This is a genomic window from Tunturiibacter gelidiferens (assembly GCF_013410115.1).
GTDB lineage: Bacteria > Acidobacteriota > Terriglobia > Terriglobales > Acidobacteriaceae > Edaphobacter > Edaphobacter gelidiferens.
Map to the genome: position 1 here is coordinate 501,119 of NZ_JACCCV010000001.1, position 22,260 is coordinate 523,378.

Here is a 22,260-nt window from a genome sequence, read left to right on the forward strand (position 1 = left end):
GAAGGAGAAGAGTATGTCCGAATATCATGATCCGTCGAATGTCATCAATCCGGAGCACGCTGACCATCACATCATTACGCCGGTGACTTATGGAATCGTCTTTGCAACGTTATTGGTCTTTACCGGGATCACGGTGGGCGCGGCCTATGTGGATCTGGGTATCTTCAATCCGGTCGTTGCGCTGGCTATCGCGAGCTTCAAGGCTGTTGTGGTGATCCTGTTTTTTATGCACGTCAAATATCAGTCCAAGCTGATTAAGCTGACGGTTGCTTCAGGATTTTTTACCTTTCTGGTCCTGATCACGATGACGATGAGCGACTACATCAGCCGCGCGTGGGGTCTTTGGTAGTACAGATGGTTTTCACTAGGATGCGGCCTTCGGGTCGCATTTTTTGTTGCGGTCGAACTTCGGCTAGAGCACCCCATACACTCGAGTTATGCCCTTTGCGCGATCTGCCCTGTCGGAAGAATTGATTAGCTGGTCAAAAGATTCCCGTGTGACAGTGCGGCGGGACGGAGGGCCGGATCCAGAGGGCAGGTGCGTTGTCTACTGGATGCAAAGGGCGCAGCGCGGTATCGACAATCATGCAGTCGACCTGGCCGCTAAGGTGGCGAACCTGCTCGGCCTTCCCCTTGTAGTTTATTTTGCCGGGATCTCTAACTTTCCCCATGCAAATCTGCGCCACTACGTATTTCTCAATCAAGGGCTGCCGGATATCGAGGCAGACCTTGCGGCTCGCAATATCACGTTTGTGATGCGTCGCGCTCCACGCGAGTCGCACCAGCAGATGTTGGCTGACGTGCATGCAGCGTTTCTGATTGGGGATGAAAATCCGATGCGCGTGCCGGAACAGTGGCGCAAGGATCTGGCATCGAAGATCAAGATCCCGTTCTGGACGGTCGATACGGATGTGGTGGTCCCTTCAAAGCTCATAGAAAAGGCTCAGTATGGCGCCTATACGATTCGTCCGCGCCTCTATCGTCTGCTGCCCGCGTATCTGCACCGCTACGAAAATGTGCACGCCGACCATGCATGGAAGCGGCCTAGAGGATTCTATGTCGATTCCGTCCATGAGGACATGACGCGCGACTGGAAGGAACTTGACCGTACCGTTCTGCCGGTGGAAGCGTGGAAAGGGGGAACTCATGCTGCGCTTCGGCGTCTCAAGTTTTTTACAGGAGAGCTTCTGAAAGATTACGACACGCAGCGTAATCATCCGGAGACCGATGGCACTTCTTGCATGTCGCCGTATCTACATTATGGGCATATTGGTCCAATCACGATTGCTCTCGCCGTGGATGCGGCTGCGAAGGCAAATCCGAAGCTACAGACTGCACGCGACAGCTTCTTCAACGAACTGATCGCCTGGCGGGAACTCGCGGTCAACTTTGTGCGCTACACGGCAAACTATGACTCGCCCGATTGCGCTGAGAGCTGGGCCAAGACGACTATCGCCGAACATGCTCGCGATGAACGCGAACATTTGTACACGCTTCATCAGCTGGAGAACGCGCACACTTTTGACGATCTCTGGAATGCAGCCCAGATTCAAATGGTTCGATATGGCTGGATGCATAACTACCTGCGGATGTACTGGGCGAAGAAGATTCTGGAGTGGACGCCGGACGTCGCTACCGCGATGAAGTACTCGATCTATCTCAACGATAAGTATTTTCTGGACGGACGCGATCCTAACGGATACGCGGGTATTGCGTGGGCGATCCTGGGGAAGTTCGATCGTGCCTGGGGAACTCGGCCCATCTTCGGCAAAATCCGATACATGTCCGGTGCTTCGACGGGCAAGAAGTTCAATTCCAAAGAGTACATTCGACAGATGGAAGTCCTGCCTCAGCAAGGTTCGCTAGCGTTTTAGGCGTTCGGAAGCGGCTGTCTTCTCGGCAGACGCCTTTGTCATCACCCCATTCAGGGGCCCGTCCAGGTCGAAGTCTGCTGCCTCTCTTCGACTAATAAGCCTACAACTATGATGAGATTGTGGCGATGTTGTAGCTGATGGTAGATTCGAGAAATAGCGGACGTTGTTCGATGCCTGTTACACCGTCGCCGTGGAAGACTTTGAAGAGGTGGCCACAGAGCCCCGTGATGTCCAAAAGCCAGAATGTTTATGAGAGATTCCTCATCCCGTTCTGGCACCGTCTGTCGTACTTCTCCTGCTCTAGCGTTGACTCATCCTATGTCAGCTTGCAGCATCATTGTTAGCTGTCTTTAAGTTGCGGATCAAACGCTATGGGCCTGGTCGTATCCTCACAACACGAGCGTCTTGCGGATCGTCTCCGCCACGGTGTGAGTCGCTTCTTTTATACGATTGTTCTTTTTCTCACGTTTACTGCGCCTATTCTCGTCCTTGGCCAGTGGTACCCTACACCTGCAACTGCGACGCACGAAGGCACTGTGCCCTCGGCGAATTCCATCTCTCCGCATACGGTTCGATCGCGTCGATTTCTCGGCGGCCGTACTCTTGCGGGAGATGAGCCGGCTGCGCAAGCCATGGATGCGGCTCGTCAGAAGCATGCAGGGATGCTGGTCGAGCAAGCGGCTTCGCCTCAACTGTCGAGTCTGAGCGCGCCGTGGCAGGCAGTGGGGCCGAATCAGGTCGCCAGCATTGCCTATGGCAACGTAACGGGCCGCGTCACTGCAATTGCGATTGATCCGGCCGACCCAACCGGCAATACCGTTTATCTTGGGACGACCGGCGGCGGAGTTTGGAAGTCAACCAATGCGGCCGGTCCATCTGCCAGCGTTACGTTCGTCCCCCTTACCGATACGCTGCCGGTGTTCAGCGCGAACGCCGGAACTGCGGCGATCCCGTCGCTCAGTATCGGCGCAATCAGTGTTCAATCGGGCGTGATCCTGGCTGGGACTGGGGATCCTAACGATGCATCCGACTCCTTTTACGGAAGCGGACTGCTGCGATCCGCCGATAACGGGGTGACGTGGACGCTCATTCAAGACTCGCAGGATGGTGTGGCGGGCAACCACCTTTTCAGTGGACTCGGTTTTGCGGGTTTTGCGTGGAGTTCAGCGACTCCGGGCACTGTTGTCGCAGCGGTTTCGCAGGCGGCGGAGGGTGTTCTCGTCAACGCGCCGGATGCGACGAACAGCGTGATGGGGCTTTACTACTCGATCGACGCCGGTGTGACCTGGCAGATGTCCACCATCATGGACGGCAGTCAGACCGTCCAGACTCCTCTACCTTCTAACGGAGATCTCGGTGGCAGAGCGGCGACGGCAGTTGTCTGGAACCCCATTCGTCAGCGCTTCTACGCTGCGGTTCGCTATCACGGATACTATGAGTCGGCAGACGGAGTGATCTGGACTCGCCTGGCGAACCAGCCTGGCCAGGGGCTCACCACGGCGGCCTGTCCAGTAGCTCCAACCTCGATAGGAAGCACATCGTGCCCGATTTTTCGCGGGGCTTTGGCTGTACAGCCTGACACTGGCGATACGTTCGCGCTGACGGTTGATAAGAACAATCTCGATCAAGGTCTGTGGCAGGATATATGTGGTCTTTCGGGTGCGAGCTGTGGCAACGGCAGCGTCACCTTCGGCAAGCAGTTGCCATCGGCCGCGCTGGAGGTCGGCAATGGCAGCGCGGTCGTGCCACAAGCAGACTATAATATTGCGCTGGCGGCTGCGCCGTCGGGACCGAGCGGCTCGACCCAGGACACTATTTTGTATGCCGGGACGACCGACCTTTACCGCTGTTCTCTTGCTGCAGGGTGCGTGCTGCGCGACACGACCAATGCGGTCAATGGATGTGCCGCTCCCGCGCAGGTCGCGCCTGCTCAGCATGCGATTGCGATGTTGGCTACGGCCACGCAGCCACTGATTTATCTTGGCAACGATGGAGGGCTCTGGCGGTCCACCGACGGTGTAAATGAACAGTCAACTCCATGCTCCGCCGATGACGCGACTCACTTTCAGAACCTCAACGGCGGTCTCGGTTCGCTGGCAGAGGTCATTAGCTTCGCGCAGCATCCGTCCGATGCCGGAACGCTGCTTGTCGGTCTAGGCGCGAATGGCACCGCAGCAACAGCATCGCCGAGCACAAGCTCGTGGCCGCAGCTTTCTACGGGCGAAGGCGGTACGGTCGGGATCGACCAGACAAATCCGTTGTTGTGGTACGTCTCCACTGCTGCCGGTGTGAGTATCCGTCAGTGTTCTAAAGGTGCGGGCTGCACTTCTGCCGATTTTATGGGGACGCCGACGATTGGGCCTGAGCAGATCGACGAAGATGACTCCCTGATCGATGCACCCTGGCTGCTAGATCCCGCTCTCCCGTCCAATATTCTCGTCGGGACCTGCCGGGTGTGGCGTGGACCGGCGGGCGATGGGTTCTTGTGGTCTTCGTCGAACGCGATCAGCAGCCTCCTGGGCGGCCCTCAAGGCACATCCTGCGTGAGTACAAATCCTGTTCTGCGATCTCTGGCGGCGGGTGGACTCATAAGCAATGCATCGGCTGCGCAAGATGCAGGGTCGCCGGTTCTCTACGCCGGAATGGCGGGAAGACTTGATGGGGGTGGTAGCTTTGGAGGCCATCTCTATTCCATTACCACGGCGGGGACTGCAAGCAGCGCGACGACTTGGACCGACCTTGCAACTTCTCCTGTCACCAATGGTCAAGGGACAGCCTTCAACTCAGGGGGTTTCGATCTCTCCTCCCTCGCAGCGGATCCTCATGATGCGACTGGGAACACCATTTATGCGACGGTTATGGGGTTTGCAGGAAATGGGATCAACGCCGCGCATCTCTATCGCTCCACCGATGCCGGTTCTCATTGGAGCAACATCAGCAGCAACCTTCCTGACGCCCCGGCCAATAGCGTCGTCGTCGATCCCAACGATGCCAATACGCTTTATGTTGCGATGGACACGGGTGTATATGTCACGACGGGGGTTACCACTTGCGCCACTGCTAATTGTTGGAGCGTCTACGGCACTAATTTGCCGAATGCTCCTGTGGTCGAACTCGCGGCTGCGCCAGCGATGGCTACCGGCGACGGCCGCACCGGTGAGTTGCGCGCTGCAACTTATGGTCGCGGTTTATGGCAGATTCCCCTGGTTACGGCATCTACCGCAGCGCAACCGACGATCAGCCTCAATCCCTCTTCGCTCACTTACAACGCGCAGTCGATCGGTACGGCGACTGCGGCGCAAACTATTACAGTTACAAATACAGGAGTGGCACCGCTTACAGTCAGCCTGGTGGCGGTCACGGGCGACTTCAACGAGACTGATAACTGTACGGCAGCGCCTATCGCTATCGACCTGACCTGCACGATTCAGGTAAGCTTTCTGCCGACTGCAACGGGGAGTCGTACCGGTATCTTCACTGTATACGGCAATGTTGCCGGCGGCCAGGCGACCGCGACACTATTGGGTACCGGATTGGCCGCGGCAGCTATTGTCCTCGATCCCGTTGTGCTCAAGTTTCCTTCGACACTTCTCAACGCAACCAGTCCGGTTCAGAACATCACAATCTCAAATACGAGTAGTGCCGCAGTGGGCTTGCAGGGAGCGACCATAACAGGCGGAGACTTCAGAATCACGGTCAACACCTGCGGTCCGAGCCTCGGACCGGGGGTAGGATGTACAGTCGGTATTGCATTCACGCCTACTGGGTCCGGAACGCGAAGCGGAACCTTAACCGTGACCGATGATGTGGGAACCCAGACGGCTTCACTGATTGGAGTTGGGACATCTCCTGCGACTGATGCACTCTCGCCACTGTCACTGACTTTTGGCGTACAGCAGATTGATACTGCGAGTCCTGCACAGCAGATTACCCTGTCCAATACGGGCGATCTGCCGCTGACACTGATTGCTGCACAGATTACGAGTGGAGATTTTACGGTAGTCAATGCCTGCGGCAATTCGCTGAATCCGCATTCTGCATGTTCGATGAATGTAATTTTTGCGCCGAAGAACGTTGGACCGCTCAGCGGTGTGCTTTCGGTATCGGATCAATATAGAACTCAGACAGTTGCGCTAAACGGTATCGGCGTTGCGCCGCCTGGTGTATCGCTGGCTCCCTTTTCGACGGTTGTGTTCCCCCCCACCGGTGTTGATCTTCAGTCTCCACCGCAGACTGTTACGCTGACCAACAACGTCGGTGTTCCGCTCTCGATACAAGGGATTTCGCTTACGGGAGACTTTGTGATTTTGCCGAATAGCAGCACTTGCGGTGCTAGCGTTGCGGCTAATACTGCGTGCGTGTTACAGGTTGCTTTCGCGCCGACTGTCGGTGGGCCGCGTTCTGGATCGCTTACCGTGACGGATAGTGCGGGCAATTCACCTCAGAAACTTTCACTTACTGGACCAGGTGTTGATTTCACACTCACCACGAATGGGATTACCAGCGTTAGTATCACGAGTGGTCAGAACGCTGTTTTTCCGTTGCTACTCAGTTCGTCGTCAAATGTTTCTGGCACGGTGACTTTCACCTGCGCGGGAATACCTGCTAACTCAAACTGTAACGTCACGCCCTCCAGCATTCCGCTTGGCGGTACGACTACCGTATCCGTGAGTGTGTTGACGGGCGTCGCCCCAGCGTCGCCGTCCATTCGCTCTTGGATCAACCGCCCAGGCATACTTTTATTTGCGACGTTGTTCCCGTTCGGGTTGCTGGTGCTGCGACCAGCGCGCCGCACAAGCGTGGCCGGTTTTGCTCTGCTGTGTTTACTGATCGCTGCGAGTGGCTGTGGTGCGGGACGGGAGATTCCTCTGACGAGTGGATCGAATCCTGGTGCACCGTCAGGCCCGGTGACGACGGCGGGAACCTATACTGTCGTTGCGGCGGCGACAAGCGCTGGCTTGACGCGAAGTGTCAATCTCACACTGATCGTTCAGTAAATCCTAGGAGGTTTCGATCCTGCGATGTTCAGGCAGACTCGCCTGCGCTCACTCCCGAGGCCCACGCCCATTGGAAGTTGTATCCTCCCAGCCATCCTGTTACATCGACGACCTCACCAACAAAATAGAGACCTGGTACCTTGCGGCTCTGCATCGTCTTGGCATCCAGTTCTGCGGTGTCAACGCCCCCCACTGTGACCTCGGCTTTGGCATAGCCTTCGGTTCCTGCCGGCAACAGACGCCACTGGTGTAAACGCTGTTCTAGCGCCGCTAAAGATGCGTTCGTCCAGTCGTCTGGATTATGGAGCGCAACCCATCGTTCTGCCATGCGGGCCGGCAACACAGCTCGTACGGCGTTCATCGCTGCGGCCGCATCTCTTCGCGAATTTTTTGCCAGCAAGGGAGCGAGTACTTTCAAATCGGGTGCGAGGTCTAGTGTCACGGTCTCACCCGGACTCCAGTAGGACGATGCTTGCAGAATCGCGGGCCCGCTCAGTCCGCGATGGGTGATCAACATCTTTTCGCGGAAGTTTCCTCGTCGGGGGCGGGTGCCCGACTGCGCCACGACCTCAGCTGAGACACCTGCCAGGTCGCACCATTGTTCGCGATCTTCTGCACTGAAGACGAGGGGAACCAGGCCGGGCCGGCACTCTACGACACGCAGGCCAAACTGTTCGGCCAGAGTGTAGCCGAATGGGGTTGCGCCCATCTTGGGGATTGAAAGGCCACCGGTGGCGATGACTACGGATTCGGATTGAAACACCGTATCCGAGGTGTGAACTTCGAGGTGGTCATTGCGATGAACGGAGATCGCTATAGCGCCGAGAATTATGCGAACACTCGCCTCTGCGCATTCGCGCTCCAGCATGGTGATGATGTCGTGGGCAGAGCGGTCGCAGAAGAGTTGTCCAAGCGTCTTTTCGTGGTAGCGGATGCCGTGTCTTTCGACCATGGCGATCATGTCTGAAGGCGTGAAGCGAGCTAGGGCGGATTTCGCGAAGTGGGGATTCTCTGAGAGGAAGTTTTCTGGGCGGCAGTGAATGTTGGTGAAGTTGCAGCGGCCGCCTCCTGAGATCAGAATCTTTTTTCCGACGCGTTCGGCGTGATCGAGCAGAACTACCCGGCGCCCGCGCTTGCCGGCTTCGATGGCACACATCATTCCGGCTGCGCCCGCGCCTAGTACTACGACATCAATCTTTTCCACGTGCGGTCTCGTTGTCATTCTTTATTGGAGGTTTTCGCTTGCATGATCTTAGATTTCGTCTCCGTCTGAGCAGATGTGGCGCTCCTTCCGATTGATTTGGGTGAGGAGATTTTGCGGATATTTTTTTCTTACCCCACCCGGCAGATGAGGCACTTGAGGTAGCTGGTCTCGGGGAGGGTGAGGACGGCGGGGTGATCGGGGGCGGCCCCCCGGGTCTCGAGGAGCTGGACTCGGCGGGCTGCGTCGGAGGCGGCGGAGGAGACGACCTCGGTGAACTCCTGCAGGGGAACGTGGTGGGAGCAGGAGCAGGTGATGAGGGTTCCGCCGGGGCGGAGCATCTTCATGGCGCGGAGGTTCAGCTCCTTGTAGCCGCGCATGGCGCCTTCGGCGGCGCGTTTGGACTTGGCGAAGGCGGGTGGGTCGAGGACGATGGTGTCGTACTGATGGCCGGTGGATTCGTACTCGCGGAGGAGCTCGAAGGCGTCGGCTTCGATCCACTCGACCTGGGCGGGAAGATCGGGGTTGAGCTCGCGGTTGCGGTCGGCGACTTCGAGGGCGCTGCGGCTGGCGTCTACTCCGGTTACACTGCGGCAGTGTTGCGCGAGATGGAGGGCGAATCCGCCCTGATAGGTGCAGATGTCGAGCGCGGAGCCGGTTGCGTATCGGGCTGCGGCGGCGTAGTTGAGGCGCTGATCGAGGAAGGCTCCCGTCTTCTGACCAGAGCTGGCGTCGAAGTGAAAACGAAGGCCGTTGATGGTGAAGATGGTGGTGAGTTGTGGTGTTTCGGTGGTGTTTGGGTGGTGGAGTGGACCGGGGTTGGGGTGGGCCAGTTGCTCGAGTTCGCGGATCTTGGGGTCGGGGCGCTCCCAGAGGGTGATGCCGCCGGTGTCGGGGCGGAATCGGTCGCGAAGGACTTCGGTGAGGAGGTGGCGGACGTCGTCCTGGGCGGTGCCCTGGGTGAGGAGTTGGAGGATGACGAGGTCGTTGTAGCGGTCGGCGACGATGCCGGGGAGGTTGTCGGCCTCGGAGAAGATGAGTCGGCAGGCGTCGTCTTCCATGGACTCGGGCGCTACTTCGTCTCGGAGGGCCAGGGCGGCGAGGACTCGCTCGCGTACCTGGTCAAGGTAGGCGACTCGGGTGAAGGCGGCTTCGTTCGAGACGATTCTTACTGCGATCTGCGAGGCTGCGCTGTAGAGGCCGGTGCCGAGGGGGATGCCTCGGCTATCCATTACCGTGATGAGGGCCCCGGGTTGGAGGTCGGTGGCTCCGACTGGGGGGACCAGAGACTCTATGTCCGAGCGATAGACCCAGAGGTGTCCGGCTCTCAACCGGTCCGCGGCGCGGCGGGTGATGGCTGCGGCTGGTCCGTGGGGCTGGGCCGCGACGACTCGCGGGGCCCGATCTTCTACTTTTCTAGGCATCATTCCATGGTCGCATAGCGTTTCATGGTCGCTAGACCCCTCCCCCTCTCCCCTCGGGGTATTTTGGACGGAAGTTGTTTTGTTTCAGTCGTTTGGAGGGGTATTGTGTCTGTAGACTATTGATTCTAAGTGGTTTAGCTGCAAAATATTGCAAATAAACGGGTTACGGGATGGTAAGAAAGGGCCCGGCTCGTTATGGAGCCTTTCATCTCTCTGGTTCCAGTATAGCGGTTGGAGGATAACTCATACGCCACGCGAATGTGCTGGATTGACGCGGTGATTCGCGTTTTTGGGGGTTGACAGGTTTGGTGGTCCAGATTTGAGTTGATGGCAAGAGGCTGGTGTCGCGACTAAGCCTGGGACAGCGGTTCGCGCTTTGCGCGAATGCCCACATCTCAAAATCGAGATATGGGGCACCCGGCTCTGGATTTCTTCTGCTTCTCTGGAGTTCCTGCTTCGAGACCGAGAGGATTTTCTTCATCGCTTGGTCGAATGCCCCCGAGCAGTCCCCTGTTGTACCCTTCGGTAATCGCTGCGATTGCTTGGTCATGATTTTCCTCCGGAATGGCCAATTTTAATTGCGCCTCTTCGGCTTCAGCCGTCGCTATTGCTTGGAGACGTGCAATCTCTGTCACCATCGTAATGATGAGCGAACTGCATGCGTTGATAAACACCAAAGCCCCATCAGGAGTCACGGTCTCGTCTGGATGTAGTACCGGATTTCGGTATTCATCTTTGATGTGGTCAAGCCAACCCAAAACCTTCGAGTTGGATTTTGCGCATTTGCTGAGATTCTTGTGATACACGCCCCAACTCCGCATTTTCACAGGAGGAACCGTTCCGACAACTACGGTGTAATACTTCCTGATAACGTCCTCGGTTGCTCTTGCGATATGAAATGCGGCCGCAGTTCCCAGATTGAAAGCAAGGCATCTTCCAGCCTGCCGAAAGTCATCTACGGCATCTTTTGAAAGTTGGCTTCTTATCCCGTCGGGGAGCATTATCTCCGCATGTTAAATTAAGTCTGGAGTAGAGAACGACCCCTTTTGCGATACGAAATAAGTATCGAAATTATTTAGTTCGGCGGCCAAGACCGTCTCCAAATCGCTAGCGGACTGGCGAACTGAAAACCCTCGGTACGATACCGTTTTCCATCCTTCTTCACCGCCGCCTAGATCAAGGGCGGAGAGATCGTCTGGGACTATCCGAGTCAGGGCTTCATATAATTTCTGCGCCGGATCACGTGAGATTCGAAGAGGAAAGGTCTGAAAGAATTCCGTCAGAGCTTGCTTAGTTTGATATACCTCAAACCATACTTGGCTCACCAGCTCCTCGTCTTTTATGGACTTAAGTGGATGTATTTTTTGCCCAAGTTTGAAGAACTGGAAACAGTCAACGCGCAGCATAGAACCCTCACATGCCAGCCTAGTCCGATGAGGATCATAGACGGAAACAGACACATCCCCTTCTATCTCAAATTGGGGAATACACCCACTGTAAGGAAACTACCTTGATTCGTCGAGTATGGTTATCCCGATATTCGGTATTCGCAGTAGTGGTCTCGTTCACTCACTCCGGAATGAAAACAAAGAGGCGAGTACGACAAATCAGCTGCGAAGGCCAAATACGGGGATTCTTCGCTTCGCTCAGAATGACGGCCTAGGACAGGCAGCGACAACAGCCTAGAACGGGCAACGACAGCGACAACAGCGACGACAAATGCGGGGGTTTCTCCGCTGCGCGGACCGATTTGGTTGACGCTTAAATTGACGATTTGGTTGACGGTCGAATGGCGATTTTGTCGGCGGTCGAAATGGCGGTTTTGTTGGAATGAGTTGCGGTCTACTCCGTGCGGAGGGCGAATGAGTTGCGTCTACTCTGTGCGGAGAGCGAATTAGTTGCGGGCTACTCGGTGCGGAGGGCTTGCATGGGTTCGATGGAGGCGGCTCTTCGTGCGGGGAGGACGGCTGCGAGTGTGACCATGACTGCGGCTAGAAGGACGGCTCCGGCCAGGGTCAGGGGATCGGATGTGGTGACGCCGTAGAGCTGGCTGCGGAAGAGCCTGGCCAGTAGGACGATTGAGGGCAGCGCCAGCACGATGGCGATGGCGGCGATGATCGACATCTCGCGGACGATGAGCAGGACGACGCTGGTGCGTTGTGCGCCGAGGGCCAGCCGTACGCCGATCTCGCGGGTGCGCTGTTCGGTGGAGTAGGCGAGGACGCCGTAGAGTCCGACGGCTGCGAGGATGATCGCGAGTGCAGAGAAGCCGACAGCGAGAAGTGCGAGCGCGCGCTCGTCGGAGGCGCTGCGGTCGACCTGGTCGTCCATCGTTCGCATGCCATCGACGACGAGGGTGGGATCGAGGCCATGAATGCTCTGGCGGATTGCGGTTTCGACTGTCTCGGGCGCCTGATTGGTGCGAGCGTACATCTTGACGCCGGTGGGATGAGTGATCTGGGCGATGGGCTGATAGACGGCAGGCCCTATGTCCTGACGCAGATTCTCGTGTTTGATGTCGCCGACCACGCCGACGATGGTTGCGTCGAGTTTTGCCCGGAAGTCAGAGCTCTGGGTGAGGTGATGGCCCAGTGCGTTTTGTGCGGAGCCGAAGTACTTCTTTGCGAAGGCCAGGTTGATGACGACGACCTTTGGCGCAGTGCCGGTATCCGCTGCAGTGAACTCTCGGCCGACCAGAAGAGGCTGCTTGAGGGTTGCGAAGTAGGCGGGAGTGACGGCTGGGGCTTCGAACTGCATCTTCTCGTCTTCGGCGGGTTTGTAGCCTTCGACCTGGAAGGATTCGAACTCTTTGTCTCCGGTGAGCTCGGGATCGGTGGTGGCTGCGGCGGAGGTTATGCCAGGGATTCTCTGGACTGATTCGATCGCGTTGGTGACGATGGGCACGATGCGGTCTTCTTTGTAGCCGGAGTCGGTGGGATCGAGGCTGAAGGTGGCGAGATGGCTGGTGTTGAAGCCGACCTCCTGATGGCGGAGGTTGTCGAGGGTGCGCACGAACAGACCAGCGCCGCCGAGTAAGAGGACGCTGAGAGCGATCTGAACGCCTACGGCGATCTTGCGGAAGAGTTGAGAGTTGCGGGATGCGGTGCCTGCGCTCTGGCGCAGCGTGCCTACGAGATCGGGACGCAGGAAGTGGAAGACTGGCGCCATGCTGAAGAGAAGGCTCGAGATGACGGCGATGCTGAGGGTGAAGAGAAGGACGCGGCCATCGATGGCTGCCGAGTATGGCTCTTCGCCGGGATTTGCGCTGGTGAGCAGACGCACGAGGGTGTTGGTGACCAGCGGTGCCATCAACAGTCCGGCTGCTGCACCGAGGATGCCGAGGAGTAAGCCCTCGAGGAGGAGCTGAGAGATGACCTGGGTTTGCTTGGCGCCGAGGGCATAGCGCATGGACATCTCGCGCGCGCGGCCGGCGGCTCGAAGGAGAAGCAGGGTCGCCACGTTGATGGCGCACATGGCGACGAGCAGAGTGGCCATGCTCATGAGGATGATGAGGGGCGTTTGCAGATCCATGCGGCCGGGGGAGAATCCTGTGGAGTCGTCGAGGACTTTCAGTTGCGAGTCGTCGAGGAAGTGCTTGCTGAAGCGTTCGGTTCGGTTCTTGTAGAGCGTCAGCTCGTGCGCGCGCAGAGAGTGCCACAAGGGTGCAAGTCCAGCTGCTGCCTGCGTGGGGGAGACGCCGGGTTTTAGACGGCCAACCAGCGTGAGCCAGAGCGACTGGTGATTATTGAGGTTGTCTCGGGGGATCGTCGCGGGCATGGCTTCTTCGACCATGCTGATGGGGAGGAAGGCCGCTGGTTTGTAGCCTCCGATGGCGGATTGAAAGTTCGCGGGGGCTACGCCGAGGATGGTGAAGGGCTGGCCGCCGATCAGGACGGTCTGTCCGACGACGTCGCGGGATGAGGCAAAGCGCGTCTTCCAGTAGTCGTAGCTGAGCACCAGGACTGGGTTTGCGTTTTTTGCGGTATCGTCCTGGGCGGTGAGCAGGCGTCCGAGCGCGGGTTTGAGGCCGAGGAGGTCGAAGTAGTTTCCGCTGACGAGCTCGGCGTCTCTGTCCTCGGCCTGATTTTGCCAGGAGATGGCGAGGTTGGTTCGATCGGCAGCGAGCATTCCGGCGAAGACCTGGTTTTGATCGCGCAGGTCTTTGTACATGGGATAGGAGAAGTAGTTTTCGAGATCGCCGCCGAAGCTGCTGGCTGAGCCGGAGAATCCTCCTGTCCACTGGAAGCGCACCAGCTCTTTGGGCTGCTGGACGGGCAGCATGCGGAGGAGTACCTGGTCGAAGAGGGTGAAGACGGCTGCGTTGGCGCCGATGCCCAAGGCCAGTGTCAGCACTACGGTCAGGGCGAATCCGGGCGATTTGCGCAGTTGGCGTAAGGCAAAGCGCAGATTCTGAAGCAACGTCTGCATATAAAGAGATCCTCCGGCGCAGTGGGGCGCATGGAACAATGCACGTTTTGAGCCAAAGAGTTTGTGATGCAAACACTGTGTTTTGTGCGACGCGGGGAGCAGTTGGCCGTTTTCTGAGCCGAAGTTGTCCGGAAACGGAAATCTCCGTTCGCTGGTGAACACCACTGCGTGTGGTTGGCGTTTCGTGAGGAACGACTATGCCAGGCTGGGAGGAGGGTGAAGGTGTGGGCGGAGTGATTAGTACTCTGGCGGGTGGGCCGGACGCATAACGCAAATGATATTGCATTAGTGTTTGCCAAACTTTTGCGGATATACTTCTCGCAACTGGAAATTTGTCCCTTGGAGAGTGTGAGGATGTCGAGGAAGCTGGTTCGGATCGGTGTGTCTTGTGGAGTGTTGCTTGCGTCTGCTGCTGTCGCGATGGGGGCCGGGCCGCAGGAGAAGAAAGAGAGCGATAAAAAGAAAGAACAGAAGCTGGTGGTAACGGGGACCTCAGTGGTAGAGCCTGCGGAGCCGCCGTCGGACTCGACGACGGATGGCTCGGTGACGGTTGCGGGACAGGCGATCGCGTACCGGGCGGTGGCGGGTACATTGACGGTGGGGTCAAGTGATTCGCAGGACGCGATGCTGGGGCTGGATGGGAAGATGCTGCCGGATACGGGAGAGAAGACGCCTGATCCCGAGAAGCCGGACGAGGCTCCGGCGACGGCGCGGATGTTTTATGTGGCGTACTTCAAGAAGGATGCGCCGGTAGGGCGGCCGGTGACGTTTTTGTACAACGGCGGGCCGGGGTCGGCGACGATGTGGCTGCATATGGGATCGTTTGGGCCGAGGCGTGTGGTGACCACCGATGCGCAGCATGATGAGGGAGCGCCTTACAAGATCGTCAACAACGAGTACAGCCTGCTGGACGTGAGCGATGTGGTGTTTATCGATGCGCCGGGGACCGGGTTCAGCAGGATTATGGGCAAGGACAAAGAGAAGGCGTTCTGGGGTGTGGATCAGGACGCGCATGCGTTCGACCGGTTCATTCGGAGATTTTTGACGAAGTACAACCGGTGGAACTCGCCGAAGTATTTGTTTGGCGAAAGCTATGGGACGCCGCGCAGCGCGGTGCTGTCAGCTGCTTTGCAGAATGTGGATCTGAACGGGATTGTTTTGCTGTCGCAGATTTTGAGCTTCGATAACAGCATCGATGGGCCGAAGTGGAATCCCGGTGTGGATCAGGCGTATGCGCTGGGGCTGCCTACGTTTGCGGCGAGCGCGTTCTATCATCACAAACTGCCGACGCAGCCTGCGGCGCTCGAGCCGTTTCTCGCCGAGGTGGAGCAGTATGCGATCGGCGACTATATGAGCGCGCTGCTGCAGGGGGCGGAGTTGCCGGAGACGAGGAAGCAGGCGGTGGCGGAGAAGCTGCATCAATATACCGGGCTCCCGGTGACGTATCTGATGCGGGCGAATCTGCGGGTGACGGGTGCGGCGTTCAGCAAGCAGCTGCAGTTGGATGACGAGACGACGACGGGGCGGCTGGATACGCGCTATAAGGGGCCGGATATTGATCCGCTGAGCGCGGACGCAGAGTATGACCCGCAGAGCAATGCGATCTCGTCGGCGTATACGGCGGCGCTGAACCAGTACATGCGGACGGAGCTGAAGTATGGCGAGAACCAGACGTACAAGCCGGGAGCTTATGGAGATCCGGACTTTACGTGGGATCTGCGGCACCAGGCTCCGGGTGGTCCGCCGGCAAACTTTCAGGAGGGCGGGACGAATGTGATGCCGGACCTGGCGTACACGATGAAGTCAAACCCGAAGATGAAGGTGATGCTGGCAGGCGGGTACTTCGACCTGGCGACGCCTTATTTCGAGGGCAAGTTCGAGATGCATCATCTGCAGATTCCGCAGAAGCTACAGGCGAATATCAGCTATCACTACTACCAGAGCGGGCACATGGTCTATGTGAACGAAGATGTGCTGAAGCAGTTTCACGCGGATGTGGCGGCGTTTATCCGGGGGACGGAGGACGGGAAGTAGACTCGCGTGATGCTTCCCTGCGGGCACGAGGGTTAGAGGGGCGACTTGCGTTTGTTCTTGAGGCTCTTCATGCGCCACTTCGACTTGGTGATCATCTCTGACAGAATGTATCTGGGTCGAAGGAGGACGGCTAGAGTTGCATTGCCGACGGTGCGGATGTACCTTCGACCAGCGAAGTGGCCAACCGCTGCTTTGTAGAAGATCTGTGAGAAGTCGACTCTCTCCTCGTTGATTCGCCGGCGAAGGGGAGTCTGTCGCCGGAACGCGAGGAACTGGTCCCATGTAAGTTCGGGCTCGTTTCTTCTGCGGCGCAACATGCATTCTCTCAGCCAGCGGACTTTTTTTCGAGTAAGGTGCGCACGAGAGATAGAAGCCGAGCCGCCATGGATGCGGTAATCGAGAAGGATTTCGGGCTGGACGAGGATCTTATGTCCTTGTTCTGCGAGACGGTTCCAGAGATCAATGTCCTCGGCGGGCCAAAACTCCTGACGGTATCCACCTGCAGCTTGTACTACGCTCTTGCGAAGTACGACGGCCGGATGATTGAAACCGATCAGCTTGTTGAGTTGAATTTTTTCTTCAATCTCCTCGTGGGTGAACAGAAAGGAGTTGTCCTGTCCGATGACTCTTCCCTTCTCGTCGATGTGATTAACGAGGCTGCTGGCGACGGCCAGCTCAGGGTGCACTTCGAGGAAGGCCAATTGTCGTTCGAGACGGTTCGCGTGCATGACGTCATCCGCGTGCATGATGAAGACCCTGTCCGAAGAGGCGAGGTCTATGGCTCGATTGAGTGTGACTGCAGTGCCGACATTGGGCTGGCTGAAGACTTTAATGCGGGGATCGTTCTGCGCGTGAGATTGAACGATGGCCAGCGATCCGTCGGTTGATCCGTCGTCAACCACGATGAGCTCGAAGTCGGTAACGGTTTGACGGAGGACGCTGGTGATTGCTTCGTGGAGAAAGGCCTCCGCGTTGTAGGTGGGCATTACGACGGAGACGGTCATTCAGCCGGAGGCATCTCCTCGCTGTGGGCGGGAGTCGTGTGAGCCGTGAAGCGCGAAGATGAGATCAGAGGACAATCCTCCTGGAGGAAAAGCTGGCCTGTAAGGGACGATTGTAGATCACGGGGTTTACGTTCAGGTTCGCGGAGCCGCCTGGCAGCACGATAGCAGAGTAAAGCGTGTGTGCTCGTTGTGATCCGTTCGCCGGTCCGAAGTTAAGGGGAGGACGGCTGGTGCGCCGCTTTATATAAGTTGTTGATTTTACGACGGATTATATTCTTGAGAGCCCCAAGCTTTGTCCGAAGCTTCACCTGCCTCAGACTGTAAATACGGAGGACGTCACGGCTTCTGCGGACGCCGGCGTGTTGACAATCACACTGCCCAAGAAGGCGGAGGCTCAGCCAAAGCAGATCAAGGCGCAGGTGGGCAACGACACCAAGCGGGTTGAGGCGCAGACGGCTCAGTAACGCTTTGATGCGGTATTGCGGGGGGAGGCTTTCCCCTTTTTCTTTTGGGGCGGAGGCGTCACAGCATAGCCAGGGTCTGTCCACATCGCTGTTCGCAACGGGCCACCAACCGCCTAACAGGGGCAGGGCGCGCCTGGTTGGCGAGACGGGAGCCAAGAGTTATCAACGACATATACAACTGTTTCGGCGGCATGTTATAAAGCGCGGTGCGTTCTACGCCCGTGGTGCGAATGTGTTCAAAACTTTCAGTATTGATTGGTCTGTTGTGTCTATCCGCCTTTTGCTGCAGGTTCTCGCTCCCAGGCCAGATTTACCGACCGAAGACGAGTATGGCAATTATGTCGGCAACCCTGTCGGCTGGGACGGCTCTTCGGACGGCCTGAAACAGATATGCCGAATGATGCCGCGGTGCAAGATAACCTGCGGTCGCGCCGCGCTGACTCGTGAGGGTGATGGTAGCTCCAGACCTGACTCGGACCAGGGAAGGCCAGTGCTCAAAATAGAGTACCCCGACGGCAAGATTGACTATGTCGAGGCAGAGTTGCGTCGACCGACGATATCCATGGGTGGAGTTGCGGCCGGGGAAGTGAATGCATAGCCTCGCGGTTCTTGGCTGAGTGGTGCCGGGTGCGGGGAAAGATTTAGCCCGATGGGGTGGGTGGGCGTGGTTGGGCTTTCGGTGCCTTTTCGCAGAACCGGGAAGGCATTGGGCTAACGTATGTCCCTGTCGCAACAGGGCTTTGCCCACATTTCCGAATGTGAGTGAGTTGTTGTCAGATTTCCGCATCTTCTTAAGCATCTCGGACGTCTAATCTAAGCGAAAAGCTCAAAATCTGTGGATTTGGATGGGGAGATAAAGATTTATGGCGATCAAGTGGGATCGGTTGACGGTGAAGTCGCAGGAGGCGGTGCAGGCGGCTAGTGGACTTGCTGGGGAGAATGGAAATCCGGAGGTGATGCCGCTGCATCTGATGGCGGCGTTGCTGGAGGACCGCGAGGGAGTGGTGATCCCGGTGCTGGAGAAGATTGGGGTGCCGGTGGAGCAACTGTTGTCCGGGGTGAACTCGGCGATTGCGAAGCTGCCGAAGGTGCAGGGTGGGGGGCAGCCGGGGATGTCGAACGCGCTGCAGAAGGTGCTGGAGCAGGGATTTAAGGAGGCGGAGAACTTCAAGGACGAGTATGTGTCGACGGAGCATCTGCTGCTGGCCTTGTCGAAGGCGAAGAATGACCCTGTGCAGCTGGCACTGGCGGCGCTGGGGGGCACGCATGAGGCGATTCTGAAGGCTTTGAGTGCAGTGCGGGGGAGTCAGCGGGTGACGGATCAGAATCCTGAAGGGAAGTTTCAGGCGCTGGAGAAGTATGCGAAGGATCTGACGGATCTGGCGCGGCGCGGGAAGCTCGATCCGGTGATCGGGCGGGATGAGGAGATTCGCCGGGTGGTGCAGGTGCTGAGTCGCAGGACCAAGAACAATCCGGTGCTGATCGGGGAGCCGGGCGTGGGCAAGACTGCGATCGTCGAGGGATTGGCGCGAAGGATCTTTCTGGGGGATGTGCCGGAGATTTTGAAGAACAAGCGTGTGTGCTCGCTGGATCTTGGCGCGATGATCGCAGGGGCGAAGTTTCGCGGGGAGTTCGAGGATCGGCTGAAGGCGGTGTTGAAGGAGATTGAAGAGTCGAACGGCGAAGTGATTTTGTTCATCGATGAGTTACATACTCTCGTGGGCGCGGGTGCGAGCGAAGGGTCGCTGGATGCGAGCAATATGCTGAAGCCTGCGCTGGCTCGCGGTGGTCTGCGGGCGATTGGCGCGACGACGCTAAGTGAGTACAAGAAGTACATCGAAAAAGATGCGGCGCTGGAGCGACGGTTCCAGATTGTGTACGTCGGCGAGCCGAACGTCGAGGATACGGTCGCGATTCTGCGTGGGCTGAAGGAGAAGTATGAGGCTCACCATAAGGTGCGAATTAAGGATTCGGCGATTGTGGCTGCGGCGGTGCTGAGTCATCGGTATATCTCGGATCGGTTTCTGCCGGATAAGGCGATTGATCTTGTGGATGAGGCTGCGGCGGCGCTGGCGATTCAGATCGGCTCGGTGCCGGTGGAGATTGATGATCTGGAACGGCGGGCAACCTCGCTTGAGATTGAACGCGCGGCGTTGAAGCGGGAGAAGGATGCGGGCTCGCAGGAGCGGCTCGAGATTGTGGAGCGCGAGTTGGCCGAGGTGAAGGAGGCATCGGCTGGTCTGCGTGCGCGATGGCAGAAGGAGCGCGGCGCGATTGGGAAGATTGCGGAGCTGAAGGAGCAGTTGGAGTCGCTGCGGTTTCAGATGGGCGAAGAGACGCGGAAGGGGAACCTCCAGCGTGCGGCGGAGTTGCAGTATGGCGAGATTCCGAAGCGGGAGGCAGAGCTGCGCGAGTTGACGGCGGAGCAGGATGCGGCGGTCCGGGAAGATGAGGCTGAGGCGAAGTCTGGCGTTGCTGCTGGAGTTGCGAAGCGGCCTTCGCGGATGTTGAAGGAGGAGGTCGACGAGGAGGATATCGCCGCGGTGGTGTCTAAGTGGACTGGGATTCCGGTCTCGAAGATGCTGGAGGGCGAGACGCAGAAGCTGGTGCAGATGGAGGAGCGTCTGCGCGAGCGCGTAGTTGGGCAGGATGAGGCGCTGAGTGCGGTGGCCAATGCGATTCGGCGTTCGCGCGCGGGGTTGAGCGATCCGAAGCGGCCGATTGGTTCGTTTATCTTTCTTGGGCCGACCGGCGTGGGTAAGACGGAGACGGCGAAGGCGCTGGCGGAGTTCCTGTTCGATGATGAGGCAGCGATGGTGCGGATCGACATGAGCGAGTATATGGAGAGGCATGCCGTGGCGCGGTTGATTGGAGCGCCTCCCGGGTATGTCGGGTATGACGAGGGCGGACAGTTGACGGAGGCGGTGCGACGCAGGCCGTATTCGGTGATTCTGTTTGATGAGATTGAGAAGGCCCATCCGGATGTATTCAACGTGCTGCTGCAGGTGCTCGATGATGGGCGGTTGACGGACTCGAAGGGCAGGACGGTTGATTTCAAAAATACTGTGCTGATCATGACTTCGAATGTTGGCGCGGGGCAGTTGTCGACAGCGTGGGCGCAGGGCGAGGACGGGTTCGAAGAGGCGAAGGTCCGCGTGATGGATGAACTGCGCAAGCACTTCAAGCCGGAGTTCCTGAATCGCGTGGACGACATCGTGATCTTCCATCCGCTGGCTGATGAGCAGCTGACTCATATCGTCGATCTACGTCTGAAGGATCTGCAGAAGTTGCTGGCGGATCGAAAGATTACGCTGGAGCTGACCGATGGTGCCAGGAAGGCGATCTTCAAAGCGGGGTACGACCGGGCTTATGGGGCGCGTCCTTTGAAGAGAGCGATTCAGCGGCTGGTGCAGGATAAGCTGGCGGTGAAGATTCTGGACGGCAGCGTGCTGCATGGTGACCATGTGGTGGTGAAGGCTGGAAAGAACGGTCTCGAGTTCAATGTGCAGGGACGCGAGGCTCTAGTTTCGTAAGAAGGCTGCGGTTTCGTAAAGGATGAGAGGCCCACGTTTATTGGTGGGCCTTTTTCTTTGCTTAGGGGGCGGACTGCACTGCGGGGTGGTGGTACTTCGCGGTGATGAAGTGCAGCATCGGCTTTTCTATCAGGCGGTAGCAGAGCAGGCCTGCGACAGCGACCAAGAGAGTTGAAAGGAGTACGTTCGGGTCAGCGCCAAGGCTCGCCAGATGAGGGTAGAAACGTTCGTAGACGTAGAAGACGGGCAGCGAGACCAGATAGATGGAATAGGAGGCGTCGCCGAGTTGAACGCCGAAGCGTCCGAGAGGTGATCGTATCTGGGAGGAGCGGAAGACGAGGCCGGCGGTGACCATGGCGGCGGGGATGCCCCAGATCAGGAGGCGATGCCAGCTGAGCGATCCATTGAGGACATTGTTCGCCTCGATGTCGTATTTGTTAAAGAAGGTGGATAAGACGAGAGGGATTGTTCCAGCGAAGAGCAGGACTGTACCCAGGGCATGGCGCTTGCCGTAACGGGCGAAGAGGAGGCCAATCAGGCATCCTAAGACGAACTCCAGATTGATGGGATTGGCGAGCAGGATGACGACTGGCCTCTGAAGGCCGATGATGCTCCCAAGCGCGATCAGGACGAAGATGGTGAGGATGGTTCTTTCTACGACCCGACCGGCGCCGAAGAAAAGGTTGAGCGTGATGATGTAGTAGAAGAACATCTCGAAGATCAGGGTCCAGCCGACGAAGATGAGCGGAGGAGGGATGGGGAAGTGCAGGGAGGGTACTAGAAGATAGGAGTTGACCAAAGACGACAGGACGAGATGATGCTGTTTGAGGTCAACCAGAACAAAGAAGAGGGAGAGAGTCCAGTAGATAGGAAAGATGCGGATGAATCTCCGAAACAGAAAGTCGAGCGCGCTGTGAGCAGAGCTGGATTTGGGACGGATGTTCATGGCGACGGTAGAAAGAATGAATCCGCTGATGGCGAAGAAGATGTCGACCCCGCAGGCTCCCACACCAGAGAGATTGAAGAAACGGGTCTCTGCGGGGATGGCGTGATGTGAGACGCTGAAGATGGCATGAACATGGACGACGAGAAGTGCGGCGACGGCGCGAAGGATCTGGATGGAGTCGTTTTTCTTCATCGTTGAGGCGGCCTTCGCGACGGGAGTCGAGGGGGCGGGTTCGCCGATGAGGGTGGGGACCGGGATGGGCATAGGGACGCCTTCATGATACATGGGGCGCCGAGACGGAGAGGTGCGGCTCGCAGGTCGAAAGAAGATCAGAATGAAGTCGACCTCTCCTCTC

General features: G+C 57.8%; 13 protein-coding genes and 1 pseudogene. 7 read left to right on the forward strand and 7 right to left on the reverse strand.

Going from position 1 to position 22,260, the window contains the following annotated elements; all coding sequences use genetic code 11:
* Nucleotides 1–13: 13 nt before the first annotated feature.
* The 3 genes from HDF12_RS02190 to HDF12_RS02200 all read left to right on the forward strand — a co-directional run bounded on the left by HDF12_RS02190 (nt 14) and on the right by HDF12_RS02200 (nt 6,871).
* Entirely contained in the window at nt 14–349 is a 336-nt protein-coding gene (locus HDF12_RS02190) for a cytochrome C oxidase subunit IV family protein (RefSeq protein WP_179580879.1), read from the forward strand.
* 205 nt (nt 350–554) lie between these two features.
* On the forward strand, nt 555–1,874 hold the full coding sequence (locus HDF12_RS02195) for a deoxyribodipyrimidine photo-lyase (protein ID WP_306457987.1): 1,320 nt from the start codon (nt 555–557) through the stop codon (nt 1,872–1,874).
* Between the two features lie 371 nt (nt 1,875–2,245).
* On the forward strand, nt 2,246–6,871 hold the full coding sequence (locus HDF12_RS02200) for a choice-of-anchor D domain-containing protein (protein WP_179580883.1): 4,626 nt from the start codon (nt 2,246–2,248) through the stop codon (nt 6,869–6,871).
* 28 nt (nt 6,872–6,899) lie between these two features.
* Here HDF12_RS02200 and HDF12_RS02205 read toward each other — a convergent pair whose 3' ends face one another.
* From HDF12_RS02205 to HDF12_RS02225, 5 genes are all read right to left on the reverse strand, one after another.
* Nucleotides 6,900–8,075 carry a BaiN/RdsA family NAD(P)/FAD-dependent oxidoreductase gene (locus HDF12_RS02205; protein ID WP_373563832.1) on the reverse strand — a complete coding sequence of 392 codons (1,176 nt, stop codon included), beginning with the start codon at nt 8,073–8,075 and terminating at the stop codon, nt 6,900–6,902.
* 128 nt (nt 8,076–8,203) lie between these two features.
* Nucleotides 8,204–9,499 (reverse strand): class I SAM-dependent rRNA methyltransferase, encoded by a 1,296-nt coding sequence (locus HDF12_RS02210; RefSeq protein ID WP_257025311.1) that lies wholly within the window; start codon nt 9,497–9,499, stop codon nt 8,204–8,206.
* A 392-nt stretch (nt 9,500–9,891) separates the two neighbouring features.
* Nucleotides 9,892–10,497, reverse strand: coding sequence for a hypothetical protein (locus HDF12_RS02215; protein ID WP_179580886.1), 606 nt, complete (start codon nt 10,495–10,497; stop codon nt 9,892–9,894).
* A gap of 12 nt (nt 10,498–10,509) precedes the next feature.
* Nucleotides 10,510–10,902, reverse strand: coding sequence for a hypothetical protein (locus HDF12_RS02220; RefSeq protein ID WP_179580887.1), 393 nt, complete (start codon nt 10,900–10,902; stop codon nt 10,510–10,512).
* A 499-nt stretch (nt 10,903–11,401) separates the two neighbouring features.
* Complete coding sequence (locus tag HDF12_RS02225; protein WP_179580888.1) at nt 11,402–13,924, reverse strand: ABC transporter permease; 2,523 nt, start codon at nt 13,922–13,924, stop codon at nt 11,402–11,404.
* Nucleotides 13,925–14,278: 354 nt separating this feature from the next.
* Between HDF12_RS02225 and HDF12_RS02230 the strand changes: the two genes are divergently transcribed.
* Nucleotides 14,279–15,958: a S10 family peptidase gene (locus HDF12_RS02230; protein WP_257025312.1), complete on the forward strand. Its 1,680-nt coding sequence runs from the start codon at nt 14,279–14,281 to the stop codon at nt 15,956–15,958.
* A gap of 32 nt (nt 15,959–15,990) precedes the next feature.
* On the opposite strand, the gene HDF12_RS02235 is transcribed toward HDF12_RS02230, so the two are convergent.
* Nucleotides 15,991–16,962, reverse strand: a complete 972-nt coding sequence (locus HDF12_RS02235; protein WP_179580889.1) for a glycosyltransferase family 2 protein — start codon at nt 16,960–16,962, stop codon at nt 15,991–15,993.
* A gap of 308 nt (nt 16,963–17,270) precedes the next feature.
* Between HDF12_RS02235 and HDF12_RS22740 the strand changes: the two are divergent.
* The 3 genes and pseudogenes from HDF12_RS22740 to clpB all read left to right on the forward strand — a co-directional run.
* Nucleotides 17,271–17,321: pseudogene (locus HDF12_RS22740) on the forward strand (hypothetical protein); the annotation flags it as partial.
* A 370-nt stretch (nt 17,322–17,691) separates the two neighbouring features.
* Nucleotides 17,692–18,024 (forward strand): hypothetical protein, encoded by a 333-nt coding sequence (locus HDF12_RS02245; RefSeq protein ID WP_179580890.1) that lies wholly within the window; start codon nt 17,692–17,694, stop codon nt 18,022–18,024.
* Nucleotides 18,025–18,289: 265 nt separating this feature from the next.
* Nucleotides 18,290–20,959, forward strand: a complete 2,670-nt coding sequence (gene clpB, locus HDF12_RS02250; RefSeq protein ID WP_179580891.1) for an ATP-dependent chaperone ClpB — start codon at nt 18,290–18,292, stop codon at nt 20,957–20,959.
* Nucleotides 20,960–21,020: 61 nt separating this feature from the next.
* Here clpB and HDF12_RS02255 read toward each other — a convergent pair whose 3' ends face one another.
* Nucleotides 21,021–22,169 carry an acyltransferase family protein gene (locus HDF12_RS02255; RefSeq protein ID WP_179580892.1) on the reverse strand — a complete coding sequence of 383 codons (1,149 nt, stop codon included), beginning with the start codon at nt 22,167–22,169 and terminating at the stop codon, nt 21,021–21,023.
* Nucleotides 22,170–22,260: the final 91 nt, after the last annotated feature.